General features: G+C 33.5%; 24 protein-coding genes. 17 read left to right on the top strand and 7 right to left on the bottom strand.

Annotated elements, in window-relative coordinates; genetic code table 11:
• Positions 1-142: 142 nt before the first annotated feature.
• The 3 genes from KHA90_RS04870 to KHA90_RS04860 all read right to left on the bottom strand — a co-directional run bounded on the left by KHA90_RS04870 (position 143) and on the right by KHA90_RS04860 (position 1802).
• Entirely contained in the window at positions 143-745 is a 603-nt protein-coding gene (locus KHA90_RS04870) for a hypothetical protein (RefSeq protein ID WP_213295989.1), read from the bottom strand.
• Between the two features lie 90 nt (positions 746-835).
• A complete protein-coding gene (locus KHA90_RS04865) occupies positions 836-1231 on the bottom strand; it encodes a hypothetical protein (protein WP_213295987.1) in 396 nt (131 codons plus the stop codon).
• Positions 1218-1802: an RNA polymerase sigma factor gene (locus tag KHA90_RS04860; protein ID WP_213295984.1), complete on the bottom strand. Its 585-nt coding sequence runs from the start codon at positions 1800-1802 to the stop codon at positions 1218-1220. Before KHA90_RS04860 ends, KHA90_RS04865 begins: the two co-directional genes overlap by 14 nt.
• Before the next feature lie 371 nt (positions 1803-2173).
• Here KHA90_RS04860 and KHA90_RS04855 point away from each other — a divergent pair, with 371 nt between their 5' ends.
• Positions 2174-2521, top strand: a complete 348-nt coding sequence (locus KHA90_RS04855) for a DUF6249 domain-containing protein (protein ID WP_213295982.1) — start codon at positions 2174-2176, stop codon at positions 2519-2521.
• Positions 2522-2577: 56 nt separating this feature from the next.
• Here KHA90_RS04855 and rnhA read toward each other — a convergent pair whose 3' ends face one another.
• Together rnhA and purN are read right to left on the bottom strand one after the other, a co-directional pair.
• Positions 2578-3054, bottom strand: a complete 477-nt coding sequence (gene rnhA, locus KHA90_RS04850; RefSeq protein WP_213295980.1) for a ribonuclease HI — start codon at positions 3052-3054, stop codon at positions 2578-2580.
• Positions 3055-3184: 130 nt separating this feature from the next.
• On the bottom strand, positions 3185-3748 hold the full coding sequence (purN, locus tag KHA90_RS04845) for a phosphoribosylglycinamide formyltransferase (protein WP_213295978.1): 564 nt from the start codon (positions 3746-3748) through the stop codon (positions 3185-3187).
• A gap of 175 nt (positions 3749-3923) precedes the next feature.
• Between purN and KHA90_RS04840 the strand changes: the two genes are divergently transcribed.
• The 16 genes from KHA90_RS04840 (at position 3924) to KHA90_RS04765 (ending at position 23158) form a co-directional block, all read left to right on the top strand.
• Entirely contained in the window at positions 3924-4160 is a 237-nt protein-coding gene (locus KHA90_RS04840) for an acyl carrier protein (protein WP_007137004.1), read from the top strand.
• Between the two features lie 243 nt (positions 4161-4403).
• Complete coding sequence (fabF, locus tag KHA90_RS04835) at positions 4404-5657, top strand: beta-ketoacyl-ACP synthase II (RefSeq protein ID WP_213295976.1); 1254 nt, start codon at positions 4404-4406, stop codon at positions 5655-5657.
• A gap of 9 nt (positions 5658-5666) precedes the next feature.
• On the top strand, positions 5667-6407 hold the full coding sequence (rnc, locus tag KHA90_RS04830; protein WP_213295973.1) for a ribonuclease III: 741 nt from the start codon (positions 5667-5669) through the stop codon (positions 6405-6407).
• 125 nt (positions 6408-6532) lie between these two features.
• Positions 6533-7021 carry an IPExxxVDY family protein gene (locus KHA90_RS04825; RefSeq protein WP_213295970.1) on the top strand — a complete coding sequence of 163 codons (489 nt, stop codon included), beginning with the start codon at positions 6533-6535 and terminating at the stop codon, positions 7019-7021.
• Positions 7022-7026: 5 nt separating this feature from the next.
• Complete coding sequence (pyk, locus tag KHA90_RS04820) at positions 7027-8457, top strand: pyruvate kinase (RefSeq protein ID WP_213295968.1); 1431 nt, start codon at positions 7027-7029, stop codon at positions 8455-8457.
• A gap of 669 nt (positions 8458-9126) precedes the next feature.
• Positions 9127-10782, top strand: coding sequence for an arylsulfatase (locus KHA90_RS04815; protein WP_213295966.1), 1656 nt, complete (start codon positions 9127-9129; stop codon positions 10780-10782).
• 73 nt (positions 10783-10855) lie between these two features.
• Positions 10856-11869, top strand: coding sequence for an HAD family hydrolase (locus KHA90_RS04810; protein WP_213295965.1), 1014 nt, complete (start codon positions 10856-10858; stop codon positions 11867-11869).
• 101 nt (positions 11870-11970) lie between these two features.
• Positions 11971-12801, top strand: coding sequence for a hypothetical protein (locus tag KHA90_RS04805; RefSeq protein ID WP_213295964.1), 831 nt, complete (start codon positions 11971-11973; stop codon positions 12799-12801).
• A 33-nt stretch (positions 12802-12834) separates the two neighbouring features.
• Entirely contained in the window at positions 12835-14181 is a 1347-nt protein-coding gene (locus tag KHA90_RS04800) for a DUF1214 domain-containing protein (protein ID WP_213295963.1), read from the top strand.
• Positions 14182-14200: 19 nt separating this feature from the next.
• Entirely contained in the window at positions 14201-15691 is a 1491-nt protein-coding gene (locus KHA90_RS04795; protein WP_213295961.1) for a DUF1254 domain-containing protein, read from the top strand.
• A gap of 31 nt (positions 15692-15722) precedes the next feature.
• The gene (locus tag KHA90_RS04790; protein ID WP_213295959.1) at positions 15723-17126 is read left to right on the top strand and encodes a DUF1254 domain-containing protein; all 1404 of its coding nucleotides are present in this window, start codon (positions 15723-15725) and stop codon (positions 17124-17126) included.
• 18 nt (positions 17127-17144) lie between these two features.
• A complete protein-coding gene (locus KHA90_RS04785) occupies positions 17145-18545 on the top strand; it encodes a DUF2252 domain-containing protein (protein WP_213295956.1) in 1401 nt (466 codons plus the stop codon).
• Between the two features lie 255 nt (positions 18546-18800).
• Positions 18801-19385: a DUF4136 domain-containing protein gene (locus KHA90_RS04780; RefSeq protein WP_213295953.1), complete on the top strand. Its 585-nt coding sequence runs from the start codon at positions 18801-18803 to the stop codon at positions 19383-19385.
• A 352-nt stretch (positions 19386-19737) separates the two neighbouring features.
• Positions 19738-20700 carry a helix-turn-helix domain-containing protein gene (locus KHA90_RS04775; protein ID WP_244860251.1) on the top strand — a complete coding sequence of 321 codons (963 nt, stop codon included), beginning with the start codon at positions 19738-19740 and terminating at the stop codon, positions 20698-20700.
• Positions 20701-20756: 56 nt separating this feature from the next.
• A complete protein-coding gene (locus KHA90_RS04770) occupies positions 20757-21728 on the top strand; it encodes a SphA family protein (RefSeq protein WP_213295951.1) in 972 nt (323 codons plus the stop codon).
• A 275-nt stretch (positions 21729-22003) separates the two neighbouring features.
• A complete protein-coding gene (locus KHA90_RS04765) occupies positions 22004-23158 on the top strand; it encodes a BamA/TamA family outer membrane protein (RefSeq protein WP_213295950.1) in 1155 nt (384 codons plus the stop codon).
• A gap of 835 nt (positions 23159-23993) precedes the next feature.
• Here KHA90_RS04765 and KHA90_RS04760 read toward each other — a convergent pair.
• Together KHA90_RS04760 and KHA90_RS04755 are read right to left on the bottom strand one after the other, a co-directional pair.
• Positions 23994-24860 (bottom strand): CPBP family intramembrane glutamic endopeptidase, encoded by an 867-nt coding sequence (locus tag KHA90_RS04760; RefSeq protein ID WP_213295949.1) that lies wholly within the window; start codon positions 24858-24860, stop codon positions 23994-23996.
• Between the two features lie 78 nt (positions 24861-24938).
• A complete protein-coding gene (locus KHA90_RS04755) occupies positions 24939-25757 on the bottom strand; it encodes a helix-turn-helix domain-containing protein (RefSeq protein WP_213295948.1) in 819 nt (272 codons plus the stop codon).
• Between the last annotated feature and the right edge of the window lie 204 nt (positions 25758-25961).

Genomic DNA, 25961 nt, shown 5'->3' with positions numbered 1-25961 from the left:
CAAAGATACTTCATAAGTTACAATATTGCAACGGTTTAGGTTCTCAAAATTTTCATAAAAAAATAATATCGTTTTCGGGGTTAAAACTATTGTAAATGAGAGAATTGTGTCTGGTTTGTTTTTAATTGAAGTAGAACTTATACTATTTAGCTAAACCAAATATCAATACAAATAAAATTCCGACTAAAAATAGAATAATTATTACATCCGTACCATATTGTCTATCTGAAACAATGCGATTACTCTCTATCTTTGTGTCATTGTTTTTAATATTTGCGTTTCTTCTTAACCTACTAGCATTACGTTGTTTTATGTAATTTTTGTAATCTTCTTCTTCTTCTTCTTCTTCTTCTTCTTCAAAATTAGTATTAGATTGTATTTCTTTTCTAAGAAAATCTAAGACTTCTGATTCATGATCGTTGGGAATCTCAAATGTTATATTTAAGTCAGTGTAATGAGAAGAATTTGGCAGAAGGAATTTCAAACGTGTTTTCCCATGTTTATTGTTAGAAAGAATTAATTTAGATTTTTTAATTTGTTCATGGGTTAGAACTTCTCCTTTTGATATTTTTGTAGATGATTTTTTTGTTAAATAGAAATTGTTGCTATTTTCATTAGGAGCTATTAAAGTTATAAAAAGATAGCTGTTTTTATTTGCGTGAATGGCACTTATTTTTTTTATAATTCCTGCTTTATAAGCAGATTCTAAAGTTGCATATTTTATTTCTTTTGAAGATTCGCTCATTATAACCTTAAGTCTATTTATTAAATATTGCTTTTGTAAAGTTAAATAAATATTTCAAAATAAGATGATTGGTAAAATGATAGTGATTTTCTATAACTCATACTTCTTATCAAAATAATTCTTCAAAACCCCAATCTGAACCAGAACCATAAACGGAACTATTAATAGCGCATACAATACATTCGTAGAAGGATGAATTCCGGAAAATAGGGCAGATGCTTTATCTAAATATACCTGAGCTGTTTCAGAATTAGAAATGTCATTATTTGAGTAAAAAGCGTAAGCAGTCAAAGCAATTAAACTGATACCTATAAATATCCAGGTTGTTGTAGAAATTAAAGGTTTATAAACTTTGATTTTACTTTTTTCTGCCACAAAAACCTGAGACATTATTTTAGACGTAAAGTCAAAAGATGGCGATTCTAAAGTAGTTTCGCTCATAATTTTTTCAATCAGATTTTCTATTTCTTTATCATTTTCTTTCATAACATTCTATTATTTCTGGTTCTAATTGCTTTTTCAAAATTACAGCTAATTTTTGTCGGCTTCTAAATAATTTTACTTTGACATTATTAGCATTTATATTCATGATTTTTCCAATTTCTTCTAAACTCTGATCTTCAAAATAAAATAAAGTTAGCAGGAAATTCTCATCGCTCGGTAATAAATTCAAACAATTTTGAATCGTCTGCTTTCGTTCTTTGTCTTCTAAAGCGCTTAAAGCATTGTCCATTGTTTTAATTAAATGTGCCGAAAATTCATCTATCGAAATATTGTTGTCTTCTTTTTTGTTTTTCTTTAAACGGTCTAAACACGTGTTATAAGCTACTTTATAAATCCAGGTCGAAAATTTAGAATCGCCTTTAAACTTACTTAAAGAATTGTAAGCTTTAATAAAAGTGTCTTGTGCAACCTCCTCGGCTTCTTCTCTGTTTTTTACCATTTTAAGAGCCAATGAAAAGATCATATCTTTATAGCGGTCGACTAGTACGGCAAAAGCATTCGTCTCACCGTTTATAATTTTATCGATATAATGTTGATCGCTTATTGTGCTCATATTATGTAAGACGACACGTTCTGTGTTTAGGTTACAAGAATTTAAAAATAAATTCCAAATTTTTCAAATTCCAAATTCCAATCTTTATAAAGTAAATTCTAAAAGCAAATTTCAATTTTTAGAGATTGTACTCTAATGTAAACTTTATCAAAATTTAACCACAATATGACACAGAAATGCGCCACTAAATTTATCGTTTTGTGGCGAAGATTCAGTGTTTTATAAAACAATTTATAGATTCAAAATTAACTGATATTCAGTAAGTTTTGGAATTTGGAATTTAAAATTTGGAATTTATTTTAAAAAAGGTGTAACCTGCATTTAAAAGCTGTCGTCATATGAAGTATCAATCAATTAAATAATATAAAATTATGGGACCAGAAATTTTAATACCAATAAGCATGTTTTTGATGATCTTCGGGATTGTCTATCTTATTTACTCAACAAGAAACAGGGAGCGTTTAGCACTTATAGAAAAAGGTGTCGATGCAAGTATCTTTTTAAAAGGAAGAAATAATGGAGTGTCGGCATGGAAAGTACTTGTTGTAAATCTGGCTTACTTATTAATAGGAAGCGGAGTTGGAATTTTCATTGCTTTATTAATCACAACTTACACATCTTTAGAAGATGGTGCGGTTTATCCTTCAATCATTTTTATACTTGCCGGAGTTGGTTTGCTTTTTGGATTTAACAAAGCAAAAGATTTAGATAAAGAATAAATCAATCTTAAATTACTATAAAAGCGCGTCAGAAACTTGTTTTTGACGCGCTTTTTTTATGATTTTGAACCTATGGTTTCGTAATAAACATCTACAGAAAGATTTTTTTGCATCGATGCCATAACTGCTAATTCGTCGCAACGCTCATTTTGAGGATGATTGTTATGACCCTTAATCCATTTAAATTCGACTTGGTGTTTTCTGTAAATAATTAAAAACCGTTTCCATAAATCCGGGTTTTTTTTGCCGGTATAGTTTTTTTTCTCCCAGCCAAATACCCATTTTTTTACAACAGAATCAATTACGTATTTAGAATCTGAAACAACTAAAACCTTCATATTAGGATTTTTTAGTTTTTCAAGTCCCACAATTACTGCCAAAAGCTCCATTCGGTTATTCGTAGTCAGGCGGAAACCTTCGTAGAATTCTTTTTTATGCGGCGTTCCTACCAATTCCATTACTACGCCATAACCACCGTTTCCGGGATTTCCTTTTGCGGCGCCATCAGTATATATATGTACTTCGTGATTCATTTTAGACTACTTAGATTTTAAGATTATAGATTGATTAGATTGATTAGATTTTAGGATGTTAGATTTTTTGAAATTCTTAAAAGTCAGATTAATAATCTAACGATCTAAGAAGTCTAACAATCTAACCGATCTAGTCTTCCAGTAATCTCGAAATAATCTCCGGAAAATACTTTTGTTCCAGTTCATGAATTTTTTCGGCCACTGTTTCTGGAGTATCTTCCTCTGTCAGGGCTACATTTTTCTGGAAAATAATACCGCCTTCGTCATAATGTTCGTTTACATAATGAATTGAAATTCCAGTTTCTTTCTCCTTATTATTAACTATAGCTCTGTGTATGTGCATTCCGTACATTCCTTTGCCACCGTAATTTGGTAAAAGTGCAGGATGAATGTTGATTATTTTGTTAGGATATTGTTCAATTATATGATCTGGAAATTTCAATAAAAAACCCGCAAGAACAATCATATCCGGATCGATTTCTCGTATTTTTTGTAAGAGGTTACTTTCTAATAATTCATTTTTTGAGAAGATTTCAGTCGGAATTTGATGATTTTTTGCTCTTTCGATCACTTTTGCCGAAGCATTATTTGTAAAAACAGAAACGACTTTTGCGATTTTGGTTTTTGCAAAATATTTTATGATGTTTTCAGCATTAGTCCCTGATCCTGAGGCAAAAACAATAATTTTTTTCATAATCGAATTTAATTTGAGAATGCAAAAAACGGAATAAAAATCGAAAATAAATAGTATTAAAAGGGCTTTCTTGAAATTAATTTTATAAATTAGTGTTACATTTATAAACTAAATCGTGGTTTTAAAATAAAGTTTTTTATTTTTGCCAACAAATTAAATTCTAAAATTAAAGATTATGTCAGACATTGCATCAAGAGTAAAAGCGATTATCGTAGACAAATTAGGTGTTGACGAAAACGAAGTTGTAACAGAAGCAAGCTTCACTAATGATTTAGGAGCTGACTCATTAGACACTGTTGAGCTTATTATGGAATTCGAAAAAGAATTTGATATTCAAATTCCAGACGATCAAGCAGAAAACATTGCTACTGTTGGTCAAGCTATTTCTTATATCGAAGAAGCTAAAAAATAATAATACTGCACCCGAATTTTCTTAAAATTCCAACTTTGAATACCCAAATTCCAAAATTGGGATTTGTTTTTTAGAAAATTGGAATTTTAAGAAAATCGGGTGTTATTATTTTTTTAAAATTTAAATTTCGATTGGTTTTCAATCAAAAAGATATATTTATATTGTAATGCCCATGGCTCTTAAGTAAACAATACAGTTAAGAAAGCGTGGGTTTTATTTGTTTAAAGTACAAAATACATATTTATGACGTTAAAGCGAGTTGTTGTAACAGGATTAGGTGCTCTTACTCCTATCGGGAATAATATCCAGGATTATTGGGAGGCACTTGTGAATGGGGTAAGCGGAGCCGCTCCTATCACGTATTATGATACAGAGAAGCATAAAACGAAATTTGCCTGTGAAGTAAAAAACTTCAATATTGAAGATTACATGGATCGCAAGGAGTCTCGAAGATTAGATAAATTTGCTCAATATGCAGTTGCTGCAAGTGATGAAGCTATCAAAGATGCAGGACTTACTGATGATAATATCGACAAAACAAGAGTTGGTGTTATTTGGGGAGCAGGAATTGGAGGTTTAGAAACTTTTCAGGATGAAGTAATTTATTATGCTAAAGGAGACGGAACGCCAAAATTCAATCCCTTTTTTATTCCTAAAATGATTGCCGATATTGCACCAGCACACATCTCGATGCGTAATGGATATATGGGTCCAAATTATACTACTGTTTCTGCATGTGCATCTTCTGCAAATGCATTAATTGATGCTTTCAACTACATTCGTTTAGGAATGTGTGATGTTATTGTATCAGGTGGTTCAGAAGCTGCGATTACTATTGCAGGTATGGGAGGTTTTAACTCGATGCACGCTTTATCAACAAGAAACGATAGCCCTGAAACGGCTTCAAGACCTTTTGATGGTACCAGAGATGGTTTTGTTTTAGGGGAGGGAGCAGGAGCGCTGGTTCTTGAAGAATACGAACATGCTAAAGCCAGAGGCGCAAAAATTTATTGCGAAGTTGGCGGAGGCGGAATGTCATCTGATGCTTATCACTTAACTGCACCACATCCGGAAGGAATTGGAGTTATTGCAGTAATGAAAAATACATTAAGAGATGCCGGATTGAAACCTGAAGATATTGATCACATCAATACTCACGGAACTTCTACTCCATTAGGAGATGTTGCCGAATTAAAAGCGATCAGCGCTGTTTTTGGTGAACATGCAAAAAATATCAATATCAACTCTACAAAATCAATGACAGGACACTTACTTGGTGCTGCCGGAGCTATTGAAGCAATTGCTTCAATATTAGCAATGAAGCATGGTATTGTTCCTCCAACTATCAATCATACTGTGGTTGATGAAAACATTGATCCCGCATTGAATCTTACCTTAAACAAACCTCAAAAAAGAGAAGTAAATGTTGCCATGAGTAACACATTTGGTTTTGGTGGACACAATGCATGTGTATTGTTTAAAAAATTAGTTGACTAATTTCTGTATATGAATATTATCAAAAAAATATTTTCTAAATCCCGTTCTCTAGAAGACGGGATTTTTTTTGACACTATTCAGAAAATACTTGGTTTTGAACCTGCTACAATCGATTTTTATAAGAAAGCTTTTACGCATAGATCTTCGAATAAATTAGACGAATCAGGACATCCAATTAATTATGAAAGACTTGAATTTTTAGGAGACGCTATGTTGAGTGCTGTAATTGCAGCGCACTTGTTTAATAAAGCACCAAATGGCGACGAAGGTTATTTGACAAAAATGAGGTCAAAAATAGTGAGTCGCGAACATTTAAATGAATTGGGTAAAGATTTAAACTTAGTTCGTTTTGTAGAAAGCAAAGTACCAATTCAGCATTTTGGAGAAAATATTCATGGTAATATTTTCGAATCATTAGTAGGTGCTATTTATTTAGACAGGGGATATTCTTATTGTGAAAAGTTTATTCAAAAACGTGTCGTTGCACCATATGTAGATATTGCACGACTTGAGGGAAAAGTAATTAGTTATAAAAGTTTGGTTATCGAATGGTGTCAGAAAGAGAAAAGAGTTTTTCATTATGACATTTTTGAAGATAACGGTATTGACGGCCAACGCTTATTTGGCGTTAAATTAAGTATAGACGATAAAGTAATCGCAAGAGCGCGTGCAACTTCAAAAAAGAAAGCAGAAGAGAAAGCTTCACAGAGAGCCTATTTTGCATTTCAGGAAAAAATAGACAAGAAATAGCTACAACTTTACTGTAACTATCTTAAAGCTATAACGTTTTCGTTTATAAATTAATAAAAACAAGCACATCTTAACTATTTAAGCTCCGCTAGAAATAGTATATTTACACCTTGATTTTTCATGACATGGCTATTCATAGATTGGATTTAGACGAATTTGACGAAATTGATTATTATTTAATGGCAATCCACACTTCATTAGAAGATTATAGATTGGCCTATTTTATCAATAAAAACCTTCCGATAAACTTAAGTAAGAGCAAAAACGAGATCCATGCTCAAACTAAAGAAGGCGAGGCAAGTTTTTCAAGATTCTATTACTATGATGCCGAAAAAGCAGTTTCATGGAATTTAATTCAGAATAAGAATGAGATCATTTCTGCGAGTAGAAATGATTCCCAAGATTTGTTTTCCAATGAAACAAGTGAGGTTTCAACAACAATTCATTTACTTCCTGAATTCAAAAAAGTAGATTTTTTCCTGAAAATAGAGAATAGCGAAGAGGCTCTTGATTTTTCAGAAATTCAACAACAATTAAATACCATCGAGAGTATTGCGGCTATTTATGCTGTAGATACTGATAAAATAAAATCAAAAAACAATCTAATTTTTTAAAAAAAATGTTAACAAACAAAAAAACCAAAATTGTAGCTACACTTGGTCCTGCATGTGGTACGAGAGAGATCATCAAAGACATGATCGATGCAGGGGTTAATGTATTTAGAGTTAATTTTTCGCACGCTGATTACGAAGGAGTAAAAGAGAAAATTGGTATCATTAGAGGTCTTAACGAAGAGTTTGGTTACACAACTGCAATCCTTGGAGATTTACAGGGACCTAAACTTAGAGTTGGTGTGATGGAAGAAGGAACTGTAGTTCATGATGGTGATTTAATCACTTTTACAACTGCAGAAGATATTTTAGGAACAGCTCAAAAAGTGTTCATGAAATACCAAAATTTCCCAAATGATGTTAACCCTGGAGAGCGTATTTTGCTTGATGACGGTAAATTGATTTTCGAAATTATTTCTACTGATAAAAAGACTGAGGTTGTTGCTAAAGTTATTCAGGGTGGAGAATTAAAGTCTAAAAAAGGAGTTAATCTTCCAAACACTAAAATATCTTTACCGGCTTTGACTGAAAAAGATATTGCAGATGCTATTTTTGCTATTGAGCAAAAAGTAGACTGGATCGCTCTTTCGTTCGTAAAAACACCTCGCGATTTACAAGATTTACAAGAATTGATTGCTAAACATTCAGAATATAAAATTCCGATTGTTGCTAAAATAGAAATGCCGGAAGCTCTTGTAAACATAGATAAAATTATCGCTTATTGTGATGGTTTAATGGTTGCACGTGGAGATTTAGGAGTTGAACTTCCTGCACACGAAGTACCCTTAGTTCAAAAAGATTTGATTCGCAGAGCTAAAATTGCAAGAATTCCTGTTATCGTTGCGACTCAAATGATGGAGACAATGATTACAAGTTTAACACCAACAAGAGCTGAAGTAAATGACGTTGCAAACTCTGTAATGGATGGAGCTGATGCTGTAATGTTGTCTGGAGAAACTGCTACAGGAAACTATCCGGTTCAGGTTATTCAAAAAATGACTCAAATTTGTGAGGCTGTTGAGGATTCTCCGCTTATTCAGGTTCCACAAAATACACCACAAATTAAAACAAAACGTTTTGTTACTAAAACTGTTTGTCACCAGGCAGCTTTATTGGCTAATGAAATCAAAGCCAAAGCAATTTGTACATTAACAAATAGTGGTTATACAGCTTTCCAAATTTCGGCTTGGAGACCATCAGCACATATTTTAGTGTTTACTTCAAACAGAAGAATCTTAACACAACTGAATTTATTATGGGGAGTAAAATCATACTTCTACGATAAAGACGAAAGTACAGATGATACTGTAACAGATGTTAATGAAATAGCAAGAGAAAAAGGATTTGTTGTAAAAGGAGATTATTTAATCAACCTTGCAGCTATGCCAATTAAAGATAAAGGAATGGTAAATACCATGAGAGTTTCTGAAATAGAATAATTTTTCTTTTAAGATTATATAAAAGCCATCAAATATTTGATGGCTTTTTTTTGTCGTAAACTTTTGTATAAAATTTAAACATGAATCATAGTTATTGATTTTTTATTATTAGAAATTCTAACTTTTAACTTTTAAAAATCACACTAAATAAAAAATGATTTTTATCTCTTTATTTTTCACTATAACCGTTAAAATGCATTTTTAAGTTACAATTAAAATAGAAAAATTTAAACTTAAAATATTCCCCAAACATCCAATCTTGTTTGTTATCTAATTTCACTAAAAATTTAAATAAAAAGGACAAACATTTAAATTGTATACCTCACTTGCGTCTTTTTAAAAATAAAAAAATAAATCTAACTTCCTAATTAAGTGATTTTTGTTGTTCCATTTTATAACATGCAACATTATGCGGGAAAATAAAACATTTTTATTGTTTCATTTTATAAAATGAAACAATCTCAGACCTTATAAATGCTATTGTTGGGTTTTTAGTAGTTAATTTTGAGAAAGTTAAATAAAAGTTAAGAAAATTCTTGTTTCAAATTCCCCTGCTCTAAGAATTTTATAAAGTGAAACAAACCCAACTAAATTTCTTAACAAACATTTATTTGTACTATTTTTCTTATATTTACAATGATAAAGAAATTATTAACAAATTTTATTACCATGAAACAAAGTAGACTTAAAAATGGATTTAGAAATTCGATAATGCTATTTGCATTATCCTGTTTTTCATTTATTGAAGTACAGGCTCAGGATACAAAAAAGCCTAATGTACTAATAATTTGGGGAGATGATATTGGTATAAGTAATATTAGTGCTTATAGCAATGGTTTGATGGGATATCAAACTCCTAATATTGACAGAATTGGTAATGAGGGAATTAAATTTTTACACTATTATGGAGAACAAAGCTGTACAGCGGGACGCGCTGCGTTGTTAACAGGTCAGCAGGGAATTCGTACAGGTTTAACTAAAGTAGGATATCCCGGAGCTCCAATGGGTATGAATCAATTAGATCCTTCTATTGGAGGTGTCATGAAAAACCTGGGTTATGCAACAGGTCAATTTGGTAAAAACCACGTAGGAGACAGAAATGAAAATCTTCCAACAGTAAATGGATTTGATGAATATTTTGGAAGTTTATATCACTTAAACGCATCAGAAGAACCGGAATTGGCAGATTATCCTAAAGATCCTGCTTTCTTTGGAAAATTTGGTCCAAGAGGAGTTTTAAAATGTGTAGCCACAAGTAGTGATGACGCAACCGTAGATCCTCGTTTTGGAAAAATTGGAAAACAAAGAATTGAAGATACAGGTCCGCTTACTAAAAAAAGAATGGAAACCATAGATGATGAAACATCTGCTGCCGCTATTGATTATATCAAAAGACAAAATGCTGCAGGAAAACCATTTTTTGTTTGGTACAATGCCACACGTATGCACTTGCGTACTCACGTAAGAAAAGAACACAGAGGAAAATATACACATGGAGACAGTGAATATATCGATGGTATGATCGAACACGATATGACGGTTGGAGATCTTTTAAAAGCATTAGACGATTTAGGAATTGCCAATAATACAATCGTAGTATATTCATCAGATAATGGACCACACATGAACAGCTGGCCAGATGCGGCAATGACACCATTTCGATCTGAGAAAGATACCAACTGGGAAGGTGCTTTTCGTGTTCCATGTTTAGTACGCTGGCCTGGCGTAATCAAACCGGGACAGACTAGTGACCAAATGATGGCACATAATGACTGGATGCCAACATTGGCAGCAATTGCCGGAGAACCTGACCTGACAAAAAAATTATTGACAGGATATAAAGCCAATGGACTTAATTATAAAGTACACTTAGACGGATATGATCAATCAGCATATCTGGAAGGGAAAAGTCCCAATAGCGCCAGAAATAAATTCTTCTATTCTGATGATGATGGTATGCTTGTAGCTATGCGAAAAGGAGATTATAAATCTGTTTTTGCAGAGCAGCGTTCACCTGGAACTTTAGCACTTTGGGGAGAACCATTTACAAAACTACGTCTTCAAAAAATGTACAATTTATACCAGGATCCATTCGAGAGAGCAGATATAACATCTAATACTTATTGGGACTGGATTTTAAATCACGTATATTATGGCTATGATTTTATTGCCGAAGTAGCTGAATTTGCAGGAACTTTCAAAGAATATCCTCCAAGAGCGATCCCGCCAAGTTTTTCTCCTGCAACAATTATGGAAGAAACTCTGGACGCAATTAAATTACATGGACAGCTAAAAGCATCAGAAGCAGCTCCAAAGAAAAAATAAAATATCAAGAGTAAAAATAAAAGCTTGAGTTGCCCCATAACTCAAGCTTTTCAATAACTTCAAAATCAATATCATGTATAAGAAAATATATATATTGCCCTTATTTTTTTTGTTGCTGGTTTCTTTTACAAAAGCTGGTAATACTATAACAGTAATTACTTTTGATGATACAAATTTTGTAAAATCATCAGATCCGCTGCCAAGTTGGAATGATGGTGCTTTAAAAAAAGAAATTATTTCTTATGTAACGAAAGTAACCAAAAAAGGAAGTCCGGATTTTATTCCGGTTGAAGATAGAATTGCCACTTTTGATAATGACGGAACTCTTTGGGCTGAAAAACCGTATGTTCAGGAATTATTTGCTTTTTACAGAGTCAAAAAAATGGTTGAAGCCAATCCTGCCTTAGCTCAAAAACAACCTTTTAAAGCCGTTATTGAAAAAGATAAAACGTATTTTGAAACAGGAGGAGAAAAAGCATTGATTGAATTGATAGCTGCAACACATACCGGTATGACCGAAGACGAGTTTGAAGCCGGAACAAAAGAATTTTTTGCAGGAGCTCAATATCCCGGAAAAAATGTTCCCATAAAACAAATTAGATATCAACCGCAATTAGAACTACTGGATTATTTACGCGCAAACGGTTTCAAAACTTTTATTGTAACCGGAGGAACAATAGAATTAGTTCGTTCTATATCAGCTGATTTTTATGGAATTCCAAAAGATCAGGTGGTGGGAACTTCTTTCAAATACAAATTTGATGATGCAACAAACAGCATTCAGAGAGAACCTGCTTTAGATCTTTTAAATGATAAAGAAGGAAAACCTGTTGGAATACAATTACACATTGGTCAGCGACCTGTTTTTGCATGCGGAAACGAAGGTGGAGCGGGAGATCTTGCCATGTTAAGATATTCTCAGGGAAGCAAATATCTTTCATTTCAAATGATTGTCAATCACAATGATGCTGTAAGAGAATACAATTATGAGGAAAAAGATAATTTATCATTAAATACTGCTGCTAAATATAAGTATCACGTAATAAGTATGAAAGACGACTGGAAAAAGATATTTCCAGATAAATAATTTGAATTAGTGAGAAGTAAAATGAAACAGCTTTCAACTTTAAAAGTTGTTTCATTTTGATTTTCTAAAAATAACTACGAAATCTTTTTAAAGTCTTAATTATGAAATCTATAATACCAAAAAATAGCATCAAATTATTTTTTAGTGTAACATTTTTTCTTTTAAATTTCGCAGCATTTGCACAAGAAGAAGCTGCAAAAGCGGGCTCAAGTGCTCAGGAGTTAGCAGATAAATTAGCCAATCCGGTTGCGAGTTTAATTAGTGTTCCGTTACAAAATAATCTTAGTTATGGTATTGGTCCTTATAATGGGTCAAAATATACTATTAATATTCAACCTGTAGTGCCTTTCAAATTAAGTGATAACCTCAATTTAATAACGCGTTATATTCTTCCTGTAGTTGATCAACGTGATATTACGGGCGAGAATACACATCAATTTGGTTTAAGCGATGCTACTGTTACTGCTTTTTTTGCACCTAAAACAAAGGGAATTATTTTTGGGTTTGGACCCGCTTTTTTAATTCCAACCGCTACTGATAAATTTTTAGGAACAGAAAAATTTGGAGTAGGTCCAAGTGTACTGGTAATGCATCAGGGCAAAGGACTTTCTGTAGGTTTTCTGGCGAATCAAATTTGGTCTGTTGCAGGAAATGAAGATCGTGCTGATTTCAATAGCTTTTATACTCAAATTTTCATGTCGCACAGTTATAAAAGCGGAGCCAGTTTAGGTGTAAATGCTGAAATAACTCAAAACTGGGAAGCCAATACTACTATGATTTCCTTAAATCCTTCAATTGGCGCTGTTACTAAATTAGGCGATCAGGTAGTTCAGTTTGCTATTATGCCCTTGATTCCAATTGTTGGTCCGCATGAAAGTAAACCTGATTGGGGATTAAGAGCTGTTGTGGCTTTTGTATTTCCGGGATCATAAAAAAATCATTTTCAATTTTTTAAAATTACTTCCATGAAAAAAGCACTTCTTATATTAGTTGTAAGTTTCCTATTCATTAGCTGTAAAAAAGAAACATCAAATCCAGATGAAGTAACAACAATTTCATCTACAAATGCAGTTCCTACAGATCAGGATATTGTCGATGCCTATATTTATTTATATGCAAGATACCTCGTAATTCAGCAGGAGAACCATGACATCAATGTAGAAAAAGTGGGATACAATAAAATCAAATACAATCCGCTTGGTTCAGCGCAATTTGTAAATCCAAATTTAGACGTTGCTTATCTCGAAGCCTGGATTGCGGTTGATGCAGCTCATGCAGTTATTTTAAACGTTCCAAAAATTGAAGGACGTTATTACACTGCACAATTATTAGACGGTTGGGGAGAAGTAATTGTGAATATCAATGAACGTAATTTTCCTAAAACACCTTACGGAAAATTTGCTTTGGTTTTAAAAGGATCAAATCCCACGATTCCTTCTGGTGCTGTAAAAATCGAATTACCATCAGAAAAAGTAAAAATGCTCGCGCGAGTAGAGTTAAAAGGAACTCCAGCTATTGCACAAAAACTTCAAAAACAATTTACGCTTGATGTTCCTGATGGAATCAAAATTGCACCACCAATTAAAATTCCTGATTTCACTCCCAAAAAACCAATAGGTGGAGAAATATTTGATAATTCACAAGAAGTAATTGTTTCTTATCCGGATCTAATGCCAAAAGCAAAAGAATATCAGGCAAAAATTGCAGCAGTTGAAGCCTATCGAAAAACAAATGATAAAGCCAAATCAGATGTTGATGAAATAGTGACTTCAAAAGGTATTCCGGCATTTTTGGCAGGAGCAAAAGGTTTTGGAACTCAAAAAGGCGGATGGTCAGTATCCTACGCAGCGGGTAATTTTGGCGATGATGTATTGGCAAGAGATATCATTAATTATGGTGGTTTATGGGCGAACAGAGTCGAAGAAGCAATTTATTTTGTTGGACTTACAGATAGTAATAAACAATTATTGAGTGGTGATAAAATCTATGAAATTAAATTTCCAAAAGAAGCACTTCCGGATTTAATGGTCAATGCATTTTGGTCTGTAACTTTATATAGTGTTCCGGATTATAGAGTGGTTGACAATAAATTAAAAAGATATAATCTGAATAATGTTTCCGGTTTAAAGAAAAATCCTGACGGTTCTTTAAGTATTTGGCTTGCTTCAACATTGCCAAAAAGTGCAATAGAAAGTAACTGGCTGCCAACTCCCGCAGGAAAAGGTTTTGCTTTAACCATGCGTATGTATGTTTCTAAAAAAGAAGTTCTTGATGGAAAATGGTTTCCGGCTCCTATTGAAGAAAAAAAATAACCTCCAAAAAACAAATCTCATGAAAAATAAATGCTTAATTCTTATTGCTGGAATTTCTCTGATTTTAAATGTCGGATGTGAGCAAAAGAAAATAATAAACGAAACATCACCATCAGATTCCACATCAGTTTCAGTTTCTGAATATGGAACTCAAATTAAAATGGATGGCGAATTGCCTTCAAAAGAATCAATTCCCGCTTTGTTTGACGAGATGGATTTTCAACAAGCAACACAATGTTATTTATGGGGATTGCCCATTGTGGCTTTCGCCGAATGGCAGCAAATTCATTATAAAACATTCAACGCAACAAGTAATGATCTTGTTTTTTATAACACTTATAATGACCGTTTAGGAATTCTGACCGGAAATGCTACAACGCCCTACATCATGTCTTTTATTGATTTGAAAGCAAACGGACCAACGGTTATCGAAATGCCTGCCGGACATACTGCGGGAGGATTGGGAGATTTCTGGCAACGCGAACAAGCAGTGATTGGAGAAATGGGACCTGATAAAGGCAAAGGCGGAAAATACATATTAGTTCCGCCAACAATGAAAGACTTTAAACCTGCGGGATATTTTATAGTTCCATGTACAACCGTAAATATGTTTTTTGGATTCAGGGCTTTAGATCCGGATCCAAAAGCCACTGAAACCTTAATAAAACAGGTAAAAATTTATCCGTATGATAAACGTGCAAATCCTACTCCAACAAAAATTGTAAGTCCGCCGGCAGGAAAAAAGTGGTACGGAATTCAGCCAACCGGGATTGCTTATTGGGAACGTTTTCATGCGATTTTACAAAATGAACCAGTCGAAGAACGTGATCGTTTTTTTATGGCATGGCTTAGAAATCTCGGAATCGAAAAAGGAAAACCTTTTGCTCCGGATGAACATCAGAAGAAAATTTTAATCGCAGCTGCTGCCAAAGGACAACAAATGGCAATGGCAAACTCTTTCAATAAACGTTTTGCAGATGTAAAACACTGGCCGGATAAAAAATGGGATTATGTAATGATCATCAAAGATCCGTCGCAACATGCAGAGAATTATGACGAGTTTTTCGAAAGAACTTCTTATTTCTATGAAGCTGTTACCTATTCTAAAGCCATGATTTCTAAAACACCAAACGTAGGTCAGGCTTATTTAGGTTCTTATTATGATAATAACGGAAACTGGTTAGATGGTGCTAAAAATTACACACTAAATATTCCGGCAAATCCTCCGGCAGTTAATTTCTGGTCGATTACCATTTACGATACGGCAACACGCTGTTTGATTGATAATCCTCAAAAAAATGCCGATTTATCTTCCCGTAAGGATTTAATAAAAAATGCAGATGGATCTGTAGATTTATATTTTGGACCAAAAGCACCGGAAGGAAAAGAGAAAAACTGGGTACAGACATTACCGGGAAAACATTGGTTTACCTACATGCGTTTCTACGGACCAACAACAGCTTATTTTGATAAAAGCTGGAAAATGGATGATATTAAGGAAGTGAAATAAGCAGTTTTTCTAATAATTAAAAGAAAGTAAAATGAAAAAAGTACTCTTTTTAGCATTCGTTTTCATCTCTGTTTTTTCATGTAAAAAGAAAGAAATAACAAGCGATGAAAAAGAGACACAAGTTGCAATCACAAAATCAGCAGATTCGGCGAAAGCCATAGCAAAAGAAGCCTGGACTTATGCATTTCCGTTGGCTACAAATTATCGAAGTATGCGTTTGTATGCTTTGGATAAAACTTATCCGGATTATGCCGGAGGTTTTAATAAATTCAAACATTATGATAAAATTTTCACACCTTCGGATACCGCTGTAATTACGCCAAACAACGATACGCCGTATTCCTGGGCAATTTTGAATCTGGCAGATGAACCGGTTGTTTTGGAAGTTCCCGAGGTAAAAGACAGATATTATTCCTTTCAGTTTATTGATTTGTATACGTTCAATTTTGCTTATGTGGGAAGTCGTGCAACAGGAGATAAAGCAGGTAAATATTTGATCGCCGGCCCAGATTGGAAAGGAGATAAACCAGCGGGAATTGATAAAATAATTCAGTCAGAAACGAATTTGGTTACATTATTAGGAAGAACCGAATTGAAAATGGCGGCGGGCGATATTGAAAATGTAAAAAAACTGCAATCGCAATATAAACTGAGTCTGCTGCATGAATTTACAAAAGAAGCTGCTCCTTCTCATAAAGAATTTACATTGCCTTATCCTGAATTTAAACAGGCTGATTTAGGTTCGGCAGCATTTATTGGCTTGACCAATAACTTATTGCAATATACTTCTGTAAATCCTTCCGAAGTAGATTTAAGAGCAAAATTTGCAAAAATAGGAATTGTTCCGGGAAAGAAATTCGATCCTAAAAATTATACTCCCGAAGTTTTAAAAGCCATTACTGAAGGAGCTCAGGAAGCTGGAAAAGAATTAAAAGAAGGAACTGATAAACTGACAAACGCAACAGATTTATTCGGAACCCGTGAAATGATCAACGGAGATTACAACAAAAGAGCTTTGGGCGCAGCTGCAGGTTTATTTGGAAATACAAAACAAGAAGCTGTTTATATCGGGACAAGATCTGATAAAGCAAACAACTTTTTATCGGGAAAAAGTAAATATGTAATCCGTTTTCCAAAAGGACAAACGCCTCCTGATCAATATTTCTGGAGTATTACGCTGTATGAATTGCCAAGTCGTTATTTAGTGAACAATTCCATAAACAGATATTCTATTGGAGACAGAACAACAGGTTTAAAATATGAAACTAACGGTGATTTGATAATCTACATTCAGCATGAAGCTCCAAAAGGAAAGGAGTCAAACTGGTTACCAGCACCAAAAGATGCATTTTATTATCTGATCAGAATTTATGGTCCGAAAGAATCAATATTGAACGGAACTTGGAAAGCGCCACAACCGGAACAAGTTAAATAAGATAGTAAAATAGTTTTTATGATAGAAAAAGTCGAAAATAAAGGAGATAATTTATTTGATCCTGTAGCATCAAAATTAGAGCGTTTTGATAAAGGCGTTGCGATCAGAAAAATTACGCCCCGTTCGACTCATCAGGAATGGGAGCCATCTGAAATACGTAAAGATCCTATCGATATTTTAATAGAAACCAGCATTGGAAGAATTGAAAGTTTATTGCCTATTCGCTATACCAGAATGATGGAATCGCCATTTGCATTTTATAGAGGAGCTGCCGCAATTATGGCGGCTGATTTATCCCAAACGCCAAATACCGGAATTGATCTTCAGCTTTGCGGGGATTGTCATTTGATGAATTTTGGCGGATTTGCAACTCCGGAACGTAAACTGGTTTTTGACATTAATGATTTTGATGAAACATTTCCCGGTCCGTGGGAATGGGATTTGAAAAGATTAGCCACAAGTTTTGTAATTGCCGGAAGATGGAGAAAATTCCCAAATAAAACCTGTAAGGAATTTGCCTGGAATGTAGCCGACAGTTACAAACGCCACATGTTAGAATACAGTAAATTGTCGGCACTACAAATTTGGTATGCAGATATTGATTTAGCCGAATTAATTGAAAGAGGAGAAGACGAGGATATAAAATCATTTCAGCATAAGCGAATAAAAAAAGCGGGAGAATTCACCGCTCATGAAAAAGAATTTGCAAAAATGACCTATCAGGAAGGATCGCGTGCACGAATAAAAGATGATCCGCCATTGATTTATCATCCAATAGGAGATGAAGGAAAAAGAATATTGCTAGACGCAGAAGCAATTCATAATAAATATTTGACAACATTATCTGATGAAAAAAAAGTACTGTTAAGCAGATACAATTTACATGATATCGCAATTAAGGTGGTAGGCGTAGGAAGCGTGGGAACACTTTGCGGCATTAGTTTATTAATGTCAGCAACGGGAGAACCTATTTTTTTACAGTTTAAAGAAGCCAGAAAAAGTGTATTAGAAGAAAATGTAAAAGCAAAAAGTAAATACACGCATCAGGGCGAACGCATTGTGAGAGGTCAAAAATTGATGCAATCCGCATCGGATATGTTTTTAGGCTGGACGAATGACGATAATAATAAGTTTTTTTATATCCGTCAGCTTCGCGATGCCAAAGTAAAACCGGTTATTGAAATTATGAAAGCCAAAAACATGAATGATTATGCAAAAGCCTGTGGCTGGGCCCTTGCCAGAGCACATGCACGTACAGGAGATCCATCAGTACTATCAGGTTATATGGGCAAAAGTGATGAATTTGCCAATGCAATTTCCAGATTCTCCATTTCATACGCCAATCAAAACGATTTAGATTATAACAAATTGCTAGCAGCAGTAAAAGAAGGAAGATTGCCTATCTCTGCAGAAGTCTAACCTTTCAATAATGAATAGGGAGTCTAGTTTAATTTGAATAATTGTTATAAGTAAATAAAGTAAGAATTTTTATACTTCAAACCTGTCATTTAAATAAAAATATTTTATCTTTGGGTGTTGAGTAATACCTTGTATGATAATTGTTTACAAAATAAGTAACAAATATTTAACATGACTTAACGTATATTCAGGATTTAGGCAGGTTTTAATAATTGTAAGTAAAAATAATTAGATCATTAATTTAAATACCACACCATGAATATTAAAAGAAAGAATCTTCGTATAATCCCAGTATTATTAATCTTGGGTTTGATTTACAGCTGTTCTCCAACTGTAAAAGTTACAACTGATTATGATCATGCAGCGAATTTTGGCGAATACAAAACCTTTGCATTTTATGATTTAAAAGCACAGGAAGGTCAAATAAATCAATTAAATGCGGATCGAATTACAAAAGCAATTCGTGCTGAATTGATCAGCAAAGGTTTTACAGAAACAACCAATAATCCGGATTTAAAAGTAAATGCAGTTACTATTTTAAAAAATAAAACATCAGTATCTGCAAACACTGATTTTTATGGATACGGAGGAATGTATCGTCCGTATGGATATTGGGGCGGCGGCGCTATGATGGGCGGTGCCAATACAACATTTAATACCTACGATTATGTTGATGGTTCACTTATAATTGACATTGTATCGTCAAAAACTCAAAAACTGATTTGGCAAGGAATAGGAAATGCTCAAATTGACAGCAAACCAGACAATCCTGACGAATTTGTTACAGGCTCTATCAAAAAAATACTGGCTGGATTTCCTCCCGGAGCAGTAAAAAAATAGGTTAAAAAATTGTTTTTTAAATAGCTGTACTTATTACTATCAGATAAGTACAGCATTATTGCCGACGAATTCTTTTTGAATTTCTTTAAAAGTAAAGGAATATACAGAATAAAACTAAAGCTTAAAACTCATGGTCGATATAATCCTTTCGCTTTTCTTTTTTATAGCTACAATAATTGGTTTTGCGACATCCTTTATGGTTCTTTTTTCCAAAAAAAATTACTCAAAAAGTTTTTTTCTGGGACTCTTTTTGTTCAGTCTTGCGGTAGTTAGTGTGTATAATTTTTATTTGTCGGCTACTAATTTTAAAGCATTTCCTGATTTATTTATGGTCACAAAATCATTTATTTTTTTGGTTGCACCTTCTGCTTTTCTTTACGTAAGAAGTATTTTGTTTTCTGATAGAATTTTTAGAAAATACGATTGGCTGCATTTTTTGCCATTTATAATATATTTCAGTTTAAGTCTTTTTGTTTGGATAGGCAATTTTACCAATCTTGAAATAATTGATTATGTTTCCTTAAAAATAAACAGTCCTTTTTCAATGTTGAGTCTTACCATTTGGCTTTTGTATTCCTTTTGCCAGACCATGATGATTTTGAATTATGACTTGAAAAAATTTAAGGAAAATCATTTTAACCGCATCAAGGTTTTGAGCTGGATCAGACTTTATAATTTGGTAATATTATTTTTATTTTCGACACTTTTTGTACATTATTTTTTGATTACCCGTGTTGACAGCATTGATTTTTCGTGTTACATATTAATATCCTCTGTTTTAGTTTTTACCGTAGGCTGGCTCTATTTTAAACCGCAGATATTTTATGATGCAACTGAAAATACCGAGTTTATAGAAGAAAAATTAATCGTGATAAAAGCAAGTGAGAGTAAAACATTACCGCTCGTTAAAGAATTAACTCCTGAAAAAAAATCATTGTATCTCCATAAATTAGACAGTCTTTTTGCATCAAAAGAGCTTTTTTTGAAAAAGGATTTAGTAATACGCGATATCTCTGATGAAACAGGAATATCAGTACATCACATCTCCAATTTAATCAATTCAGAATTTAATCTTCATTTTCAGGATTATGTCAATCTAAAAAGGATAGAATATTTTAAGGAAAAAATAAACGATCCTGAATGGAAAGATTTATCGCTTGAAGGCATGGCGTGGGGTTCCGGGTTTAAATCCAGAACAACCTGTTTTAGAGCTTTTATAAAACATACAGGAAAATCGCCTTCTGAATATTTCAAAGTAATTAGATTTAATCCTGAGAAAACCAATACTTATTATCTTAAACAAGCTTCAAATTAAAAGAAATAGTTTGTAAAATGAAGTTATGGAGTCTCATTAATTTTAAAATAACCACTATGAAAGCAAAATTTAATAAGCAAAGACAAACCATAAAATCATTTTTTACATTACTAGTTTTGTTTCTTTCTTTTTTTAGCCATGCACAACTAAAAGGCGGACATATTTTAGGCGCAATGGGATTACAATCCGGAACTCAAACACCAGAAAACACATTGAGTGTATATGTGCCGGGATATTTTTATGCGGCATCCTCTTTAAGAAATGCTGATGGCGATAAGTCTGTCGCAAATCCTGATCTTAATATGTTTATTACGGGAGTTGGCGCAACCTATGTAAGTGATTTCAAAATCCTGGGAGCAAATTATGGAGCAACAATTTTACTGGCTTTTGCATCAAATAGAATTCAGGGAAATACCATAGATTCAAAAAGTCCTTTTGCCTTGACAGATACTTATATTGTACCCATTCAATTGGGCTGGCACCATAAAAGAGCCGATTTTGTTTTTAGCTACCAAGTGTATTTACCAACAGGAAAATTTGATTTAGGAGCTTCTGACAATAGCGGTTTAGGAATGTTTATGAATGAACTTTCGGCAGGAACAACCTTGTTTTTTAATGATAAAAAAACGTTTCATTTTTCAGCTTTAGCCTCTTATGAAATGAATGGAAGAAAAAAAGATACCGATATTAAAACCGGAGATCTTTTAAGTATTGAAGGTGGTTTGGGAAAAACATTTTATGCAATGAATACCGAAAAAACAGCTCCAAAAGGAGTGCTTAATGCAGGATTGATTTATTATTTACAATATAAAGTAACTAACGATCAAATTCCGGTTCCGGTTTTTGGAAATATTCAAACTACCAAAGATCGAGTTGGCGGAATTGGCGCTGAGCTCAACTATTATCATATAAAATCCAGTACTTCGGCAGGATTTCGATGGATTGCTGAGGTTGAAGCTGTAAACAGATTTCAGGGAAATACTTTTTTCCTAACGCTTGCGCACGTATTTAGTTTAAAGAAAAAATAATGTACAAGTTCTGTGAATTTTTAACACATCGTCCCGATAGCTATCGGGACATAGATTTTTTTCGTTAAATAAAAGCGTTCACTTATTTAAAATACACAAAGCTTGCTATGCAAGAGAAATTGGTTTCTTTTTTAAGTTCTTTTTTTGACATTTAGAACCTATGTCCCGATAGCTATCGGGACTATGTGTTTAAATAATTGCTTTTAATGAATGTTTTTTAAGAATTCGATAATTCTAAAGTTGTTTAAATAGAAAATAAATATTCAGATGTTACTATGAAAAACATAAAACTCTTCCCGAAATTCCTTCTTATAAATATCTTTTTTCTATTACCGATTACTACAATTAAAGCTCAAAAACAACATATTAGTTTAAGAGATTCTATAGACGGAGCCATAGATTTAAGCAATTATATTATTTATGCACATGGTTTTATTGTCATTCCTACCGTTATTACAGAACCTGCTTTGGGCGGAATTGGCGGCGCCATTGTTCCTGTTTTTCTTAAAAAGCGTGCGCCTGTTATTGATGAAAATGGCAAAAAACGATTTATAAATCCGGATATTACCGGAGGAGCCGGAATGTACACCGGTAATAAAAGCTGGCTTGTAGGCGCATTTCGTTCTGCAACATTAGTAAAACCAAAGATATTATATCGCGTAATGGCGGGATATGGCGATATGAATTTGTCTTTTTATGAAAATATGCCAAGTGGAAAAGATTTAGAATTTAAACTAAATTTTAAATCCTATTCGTTTTATACACAATGGCTAAAACAGTTTAATAATGCAAAATGGAGCGCAGGACCGCAATATCTTTTTTTACACTCAGATATAAAATTACCTACAGAAAATTTGCCTTCGTTTATACAGCCCAAAGATATTAAAAGCACCATAAGTCAGTTAGGAGCCGCGATTCAGTTTGATGGTCGGGATAATATTTTTACGCCCGATAAAGGAATCCGATTGCAATCAGATTTCTTTTGGTCAGATAAAGCTTTGGGAAGTGATTATAATTCCTGGCGATTGAATTTATCCGCAATTGGCTATCATCCCATAACCAAAAAATTAATTGGCGGACTTCGTTTTGAAGGTGAACAAGCCTTTGGAAATCCACCATTTTATATGTTGCCCGGAATTAATTTAAGAGGAGTTCCTGCCGGAAGATATCAGGGAAAAACGAGCTTGATTTTTGAAAGCGAATTGCGATGGGATCTTTATAAACGATGGAGCCTTATGGGTTACGGCGGACTTGCAAGCGCTTTTAACGACTGGGATAAAGCTTTTGCAAAACCGGTTGTCTACAGTTACGGATCAGGTTTTAGGTATTTACTCGCCCGAAAATTCAAACTCCGTATGGGAGTTGATGTAGCAAAAGGTCCCGAAGATTGGGCGTATTATGTGGTTTTTGGAAGTAATTGGTTGAGGTAAAATATTCGCCACGACCCGCCCGATACCAAACAGGCGAAGCAATTGCACAAATTTCCACGAATTTAATTTGCGAAAATTTCTGCAATTTGTGGTAAAAAAACTTTTTTTCTTATAAATTTTTTCTCGCAGATTTTGCAGATTGAGCAGATTTTAATCCTTTTAATCTGTGGCAAATGTTTGACACGGGGAAGCAAAAATACTAACCACAAATTGCAAAAATTTCCACGAATTTAATTTGCGAAAATTTGTGCAATTTGTGGTGAAAAAACTTTTTCATTATAAATTTTTTCTCGCAGATTTTGCAGATTGAGCAGATTTTAATCCATTGAATCTTTTTAATCTGTGGCAAATGTTTGACACGGGGAAGCAAAAATACTAACCACAAATTGCACAAATTTCCACGAATTTAATTTGCGAAAATTGGTGCAATTTGTGGTGAAAAAACTTTTTCATTATAAATTTTTTCACGCAGATTTTGTAGATTGAGCAGATTTTAATCCTTTGAATCTTTTTAATCTGTGGCAAATGTTTGACACGGGGAAGCAAGAATACTAACTACAAATTGCACAAATTTCCACGAACTGAATTTGCGAAAATTTGTGCAATTTGTGGTGAAAAAACTTTTTCATTATAAATTTTTTCACGCAGATTTTGCAGATTGAGAAGATTTTAAAGTCCTTTGAATCTTTTTAATATGTGGCAAATGTTTGACACGAGGAAGCAAAAAGATTAACCACAAATTGCACAAATTGCACCAATTGCACCAATTTCCACAAATTCAATTCGTGAAAATTCGTGAAATTTGTGGCAAAAAAACCTTTTCAACCTGAATAATTTAATTGAGTTTCTTCCAATAAGGTTTTATGATTTTATTGTCCCTTTGGCTTAAAGCCAATAAAACAATTGCACCAATAAAACAGAATATAGTTGCCTGAATACTTCCTTCGGGACCAAATTGTCCACCGGTAATCAACGCCGAACCCTGAATTTTGCTTACCAATAAACTACTCGTTTTTTCGTTTCCGGAAGTGATTGCGCCAAAAATACCCGATTGCGTAAAATTCCATGCAAAATGCAGCGCAATAGGAAACCATAAATTCCTGCTGTAAACAAAAGCCGCTCCCAATAAAAATCCCGCAACAGTAATACGCAATCCCGAAAGTAAAGTGCTGTTTGCGTTCGCTAAATGCAAAGCGCCAAATATAATCGCCGAAATACTCAACGCAATATAAGTTCCCAGTTTTTCTTCCAGAATCCTGAAGATGATTCCGCGGACTAAAATTTCTTCGATAATCGCGATGGTAAATGCAACCGTAAGCGGAATCAAGATAAACGACACCGGATTTACGGCAATAACGCTATAACTTCCGTTAAGGTACATCCCCAGAATAGTTAGAGATTGAAGTACAAAACCAACCAAAGTACCAAAGATTAAATTTTGGGCTAATCTATTTACAGATAATTCGGTTACTTTTCTTTTTTCGTAATTTTTGAAGAAAAGAATATAACTCGTAATCGCTAAAGCCGAAACGATGATGCCTTTAAAAAGATTTCTCAAGTCTTTTTCTAAAGGAGTTAATCCCAATAATTTTCCGGCAATTTGTTGCCCGATAATTACAAAAGCCATAAAGGCAATTAAGGCGAGAATAATTTTGGTTACAGGAAAATTGAATATTTTTTGTTTTGCAGTAAGCGTTTCCATTTTGATTTGATTTAATGATTATGATGGGACAAATGTAGGCGCCATCAAAACCAAAAAACAGAATGAAATTTGCCTCTCTTATAATTTTTGAAATTGTTTGGGAAGAAATCCAGTTTGACTTTTAAAAGTTCTGATAAAATGGCTTTGATCTGCAAAACCACATTCAAAACCTATTTCGGTCAAATTGATTTTGTTGGAATCAATCAGCGAAAGCGAACGATTTATTTTGATCCTGCGCATATATTCGCCTAAAGTACAGCCAAAATATTTCGGAAAATGCTTGGATATCGTAATAGGATTCAGGTTTAAAACCTGAGCAAGATCCTTTAAATTCGGGTTTTCATTCCAGCAATCGTTTAGTAATTCGGTTAGGCTTTTTACCCAAAACGGACTTTTTTCAAATCTGTCTAAATGAGTATTTGCGCTAGATAATTGTGCAAATAACATATTTATAGTATCGCCGGAAAAAGCATCGGCAACCATAGATTCCTTAAATATTTTCAGAATCAGGAATTTGGTCAGCGTAGTATTCTGAATAGATTTTTCGATAACAGCTTCAGAAATCTGAAGTTGTTTCAGGAGATCCTCTTCAATTTCGATATTAATATTTTTAGACGGAAAAAGCGTATCCTGATTCAAATGCAATTCGTCACTATGATAAAACAATAGCGAACCCGGACCAACAACCGTACTGGAGTTTTTACGTTTTTCGGCAGTTCCGCCTTTCAGGAAAAGTGTAATATGGGCGTTATTGTGCGAATGCCAGCCTTCGTAAACCTTATTTTTATACTCGGTTTCAACAACTGCAATTCCTTGTGTGTTGTTGAAAATGTTTTTAGTATTGCCTAAGTATTTTTCTTTTTCCAGTTCGTACATTTCCTGATGTATTGCATGCAATTTGAGCAACTAAATTACTACATAATAAAGGAATATGAAACGTGAATTGTTTTTGATTATAAGACAGTTAATGATTTTGCGAAATTTGTAAGGTTTTGTAGCTTAAAAAAAACATTTTGTAAAAATTAACGCTTAAAGGTTAGTTTTATTAACTGAAATTTAATTGTTTTGTAACAAATTGTAAATTACAAAGACTAATTTATC

This window comes from Flavobacterium psychroterrae (assembly GCF_018380615.1).
Classification (GTDB): Bacteria; Bacteroidota; Bacteroidia; order Flavobacteriales; family Flavobacteriaceae; genus Flavobacterium; species Flavobacterium psychroterrae.
Note: the sequence above shows the minus strand (reverse complement) of the source record. Positions and strands in the feature narration are given on the sequence as shown.

Excerpts from the sequence above, each read along its gene's own strand:
- KHA90_RS04870 (WP_213295989.1), bottom strand. The coding sequence starts at position 745 with ATGAGCGAATCTTCAAAAGAAATAAAATATGCAACTTTAGAATCTGCT.
- KHA90_RS04865 (WP_213295987.1), bottom strand. The coding sequence starts at position 1,231 with ATGAAAGAAAATGATAAAGAAATAGAAAATCTGATTGAAAAAATTATG.
- KHA90_RS04860 (WP_213295984.1), bottom strand. The coding sequence starts at position 1,802 with ATGAGCACAATAAGCGATCAACATTATATCGATAAAATTATAAACGGT.
- KHA90_RS04855 (WP_213295982.1), top strand. The coding sequence starts at position 2,174 with ATGGGACCAGAAATTTTAATACCAATAAGCATGTTTTTGATGATCTTC.
- rnhA (WP_213295980.1), bottom strand. The coding sequence starts at position 3,054 with ATGAATCACGAAGTACATATATATACTGATGGCGCCGCAAAAGGAAAT.
- purN (WP_213295978.1), bottom strand. The coding sequence starts at position 3,748 with ATGAAAAAAATTATTGTTTTTGCCTCAGGATCAGGGACTAATGCTGAA.
- KHA90_RS04840 (WP_007137004.1), top strand. The coding sequence starts at position 3,924 with ATGTCAGACATTGCATCAAGAGTAAAAGCGATTATCGTAGACAAATTA.
- fabF (WP_213295976.1), top strand. The coding sequence starts at position 4,404 with ATGACGTTAAAGCGAGTTGTTGTAACAGGATTAGGTGCTCTTACTCCT.
- rnc (WP_213295973.1), top strand. The coding sequence starts at position 5,667 with ATGAATATTATCAAAAAAATATTTTCTAAATCCCGTTCTCTAGAAGAC.
- KHA90_RS04825 (WP_213295970.1), top strand. The coding sequence starts at position 6,533 with ATGGCTATTCATAGATTGGATTTAGACGAATTTGACGAAATTGATTAT.
- pyk (WP_213295968.1), top strand. The coding sequence starts at position 7,027 with ATGTTAACAAACAAAAAAACCAAAATTGTAGCTACACTTGGTCCTGCA.
- KHA90_RS04815 (WP_213295966.1), top strand. The coding sequence starts at position 9,127 with ATGAAACAAAGTAGACTTAAAAATGGATTTAGAAATTCGATAATGCTA.
- KHA90_RS04810 (WP_213295965.1), top strand. The coding sequence starts at position 10,856 with ATGTATAAGAAAATATATATATTGCCCTTATTTTTTTTGTTGCTGGTT.
- KHA90_RS04805 (WP_213295964.1), top strand. The coding sequence starts at position 11,971 with ATGAAATCTATAATACCAAAAAATAGCATCAAATTATTTTTTAGTGTA.
- KHA90_RS04800 (WP_213295963.1), top strand. The coding sequence starts at position 12,835 with ATGAAAAAAGCACTTCTTATATTAGTTGTAAGTTTCCTATTCATTAGC.
- KHA90_RS04795 (WP_213295961.1), top strand. The coding sequence starts at position 14,201 with ATGAAAAATAAATGCTTAATTCTTATTGCTGGAATTTCTCTGATTTTA.
- KHA90_RS04790 (WP_213295959.1), top strand. The coding sequence starts at position 15,723 with ATGAAAAAAGTACTCTTTTTAGCATTCGTTTTCATCTCTGTTTTTTCA.
- KHA90_RS04785 (WP_213295956.1), top strand. The coding sequence starts at position 17,145 with ATGATAGAAAAAGTCGAAAATAAAGGAGATAATTTATTTGATCCTGTA.
- KHA90_RS04780 (WP_213295953.1), top strand. The coding sequence starts at position 18,801 with ATGAATATTAAAAGAAAGAATCTTCGTATAATCCCAGTATTATTAATC.
- KHA90_RS04770 (WP_213295951.1), top strand. The coding sequence starts at position 20,757 with ATGAAAGCAAAATTTAATAAGCAAAGACAAACCATAAAATCATTTTTT.
- KHA90_RS04765 (WP_213295950.1), top strand. The coding sequence starts at position 22,004 with ATGAAAAACATAAAACTCTTCCCGAAATTCCTTCTTATAAATATCTTT.
- KHA90_RS04760 (WP_213295949.1), bottom strand. The coding sequence starts at position 24,860 with ATGGAAACGCTTACTGCAAAACAAAAAATATTCAATTTTCCTGTAACC.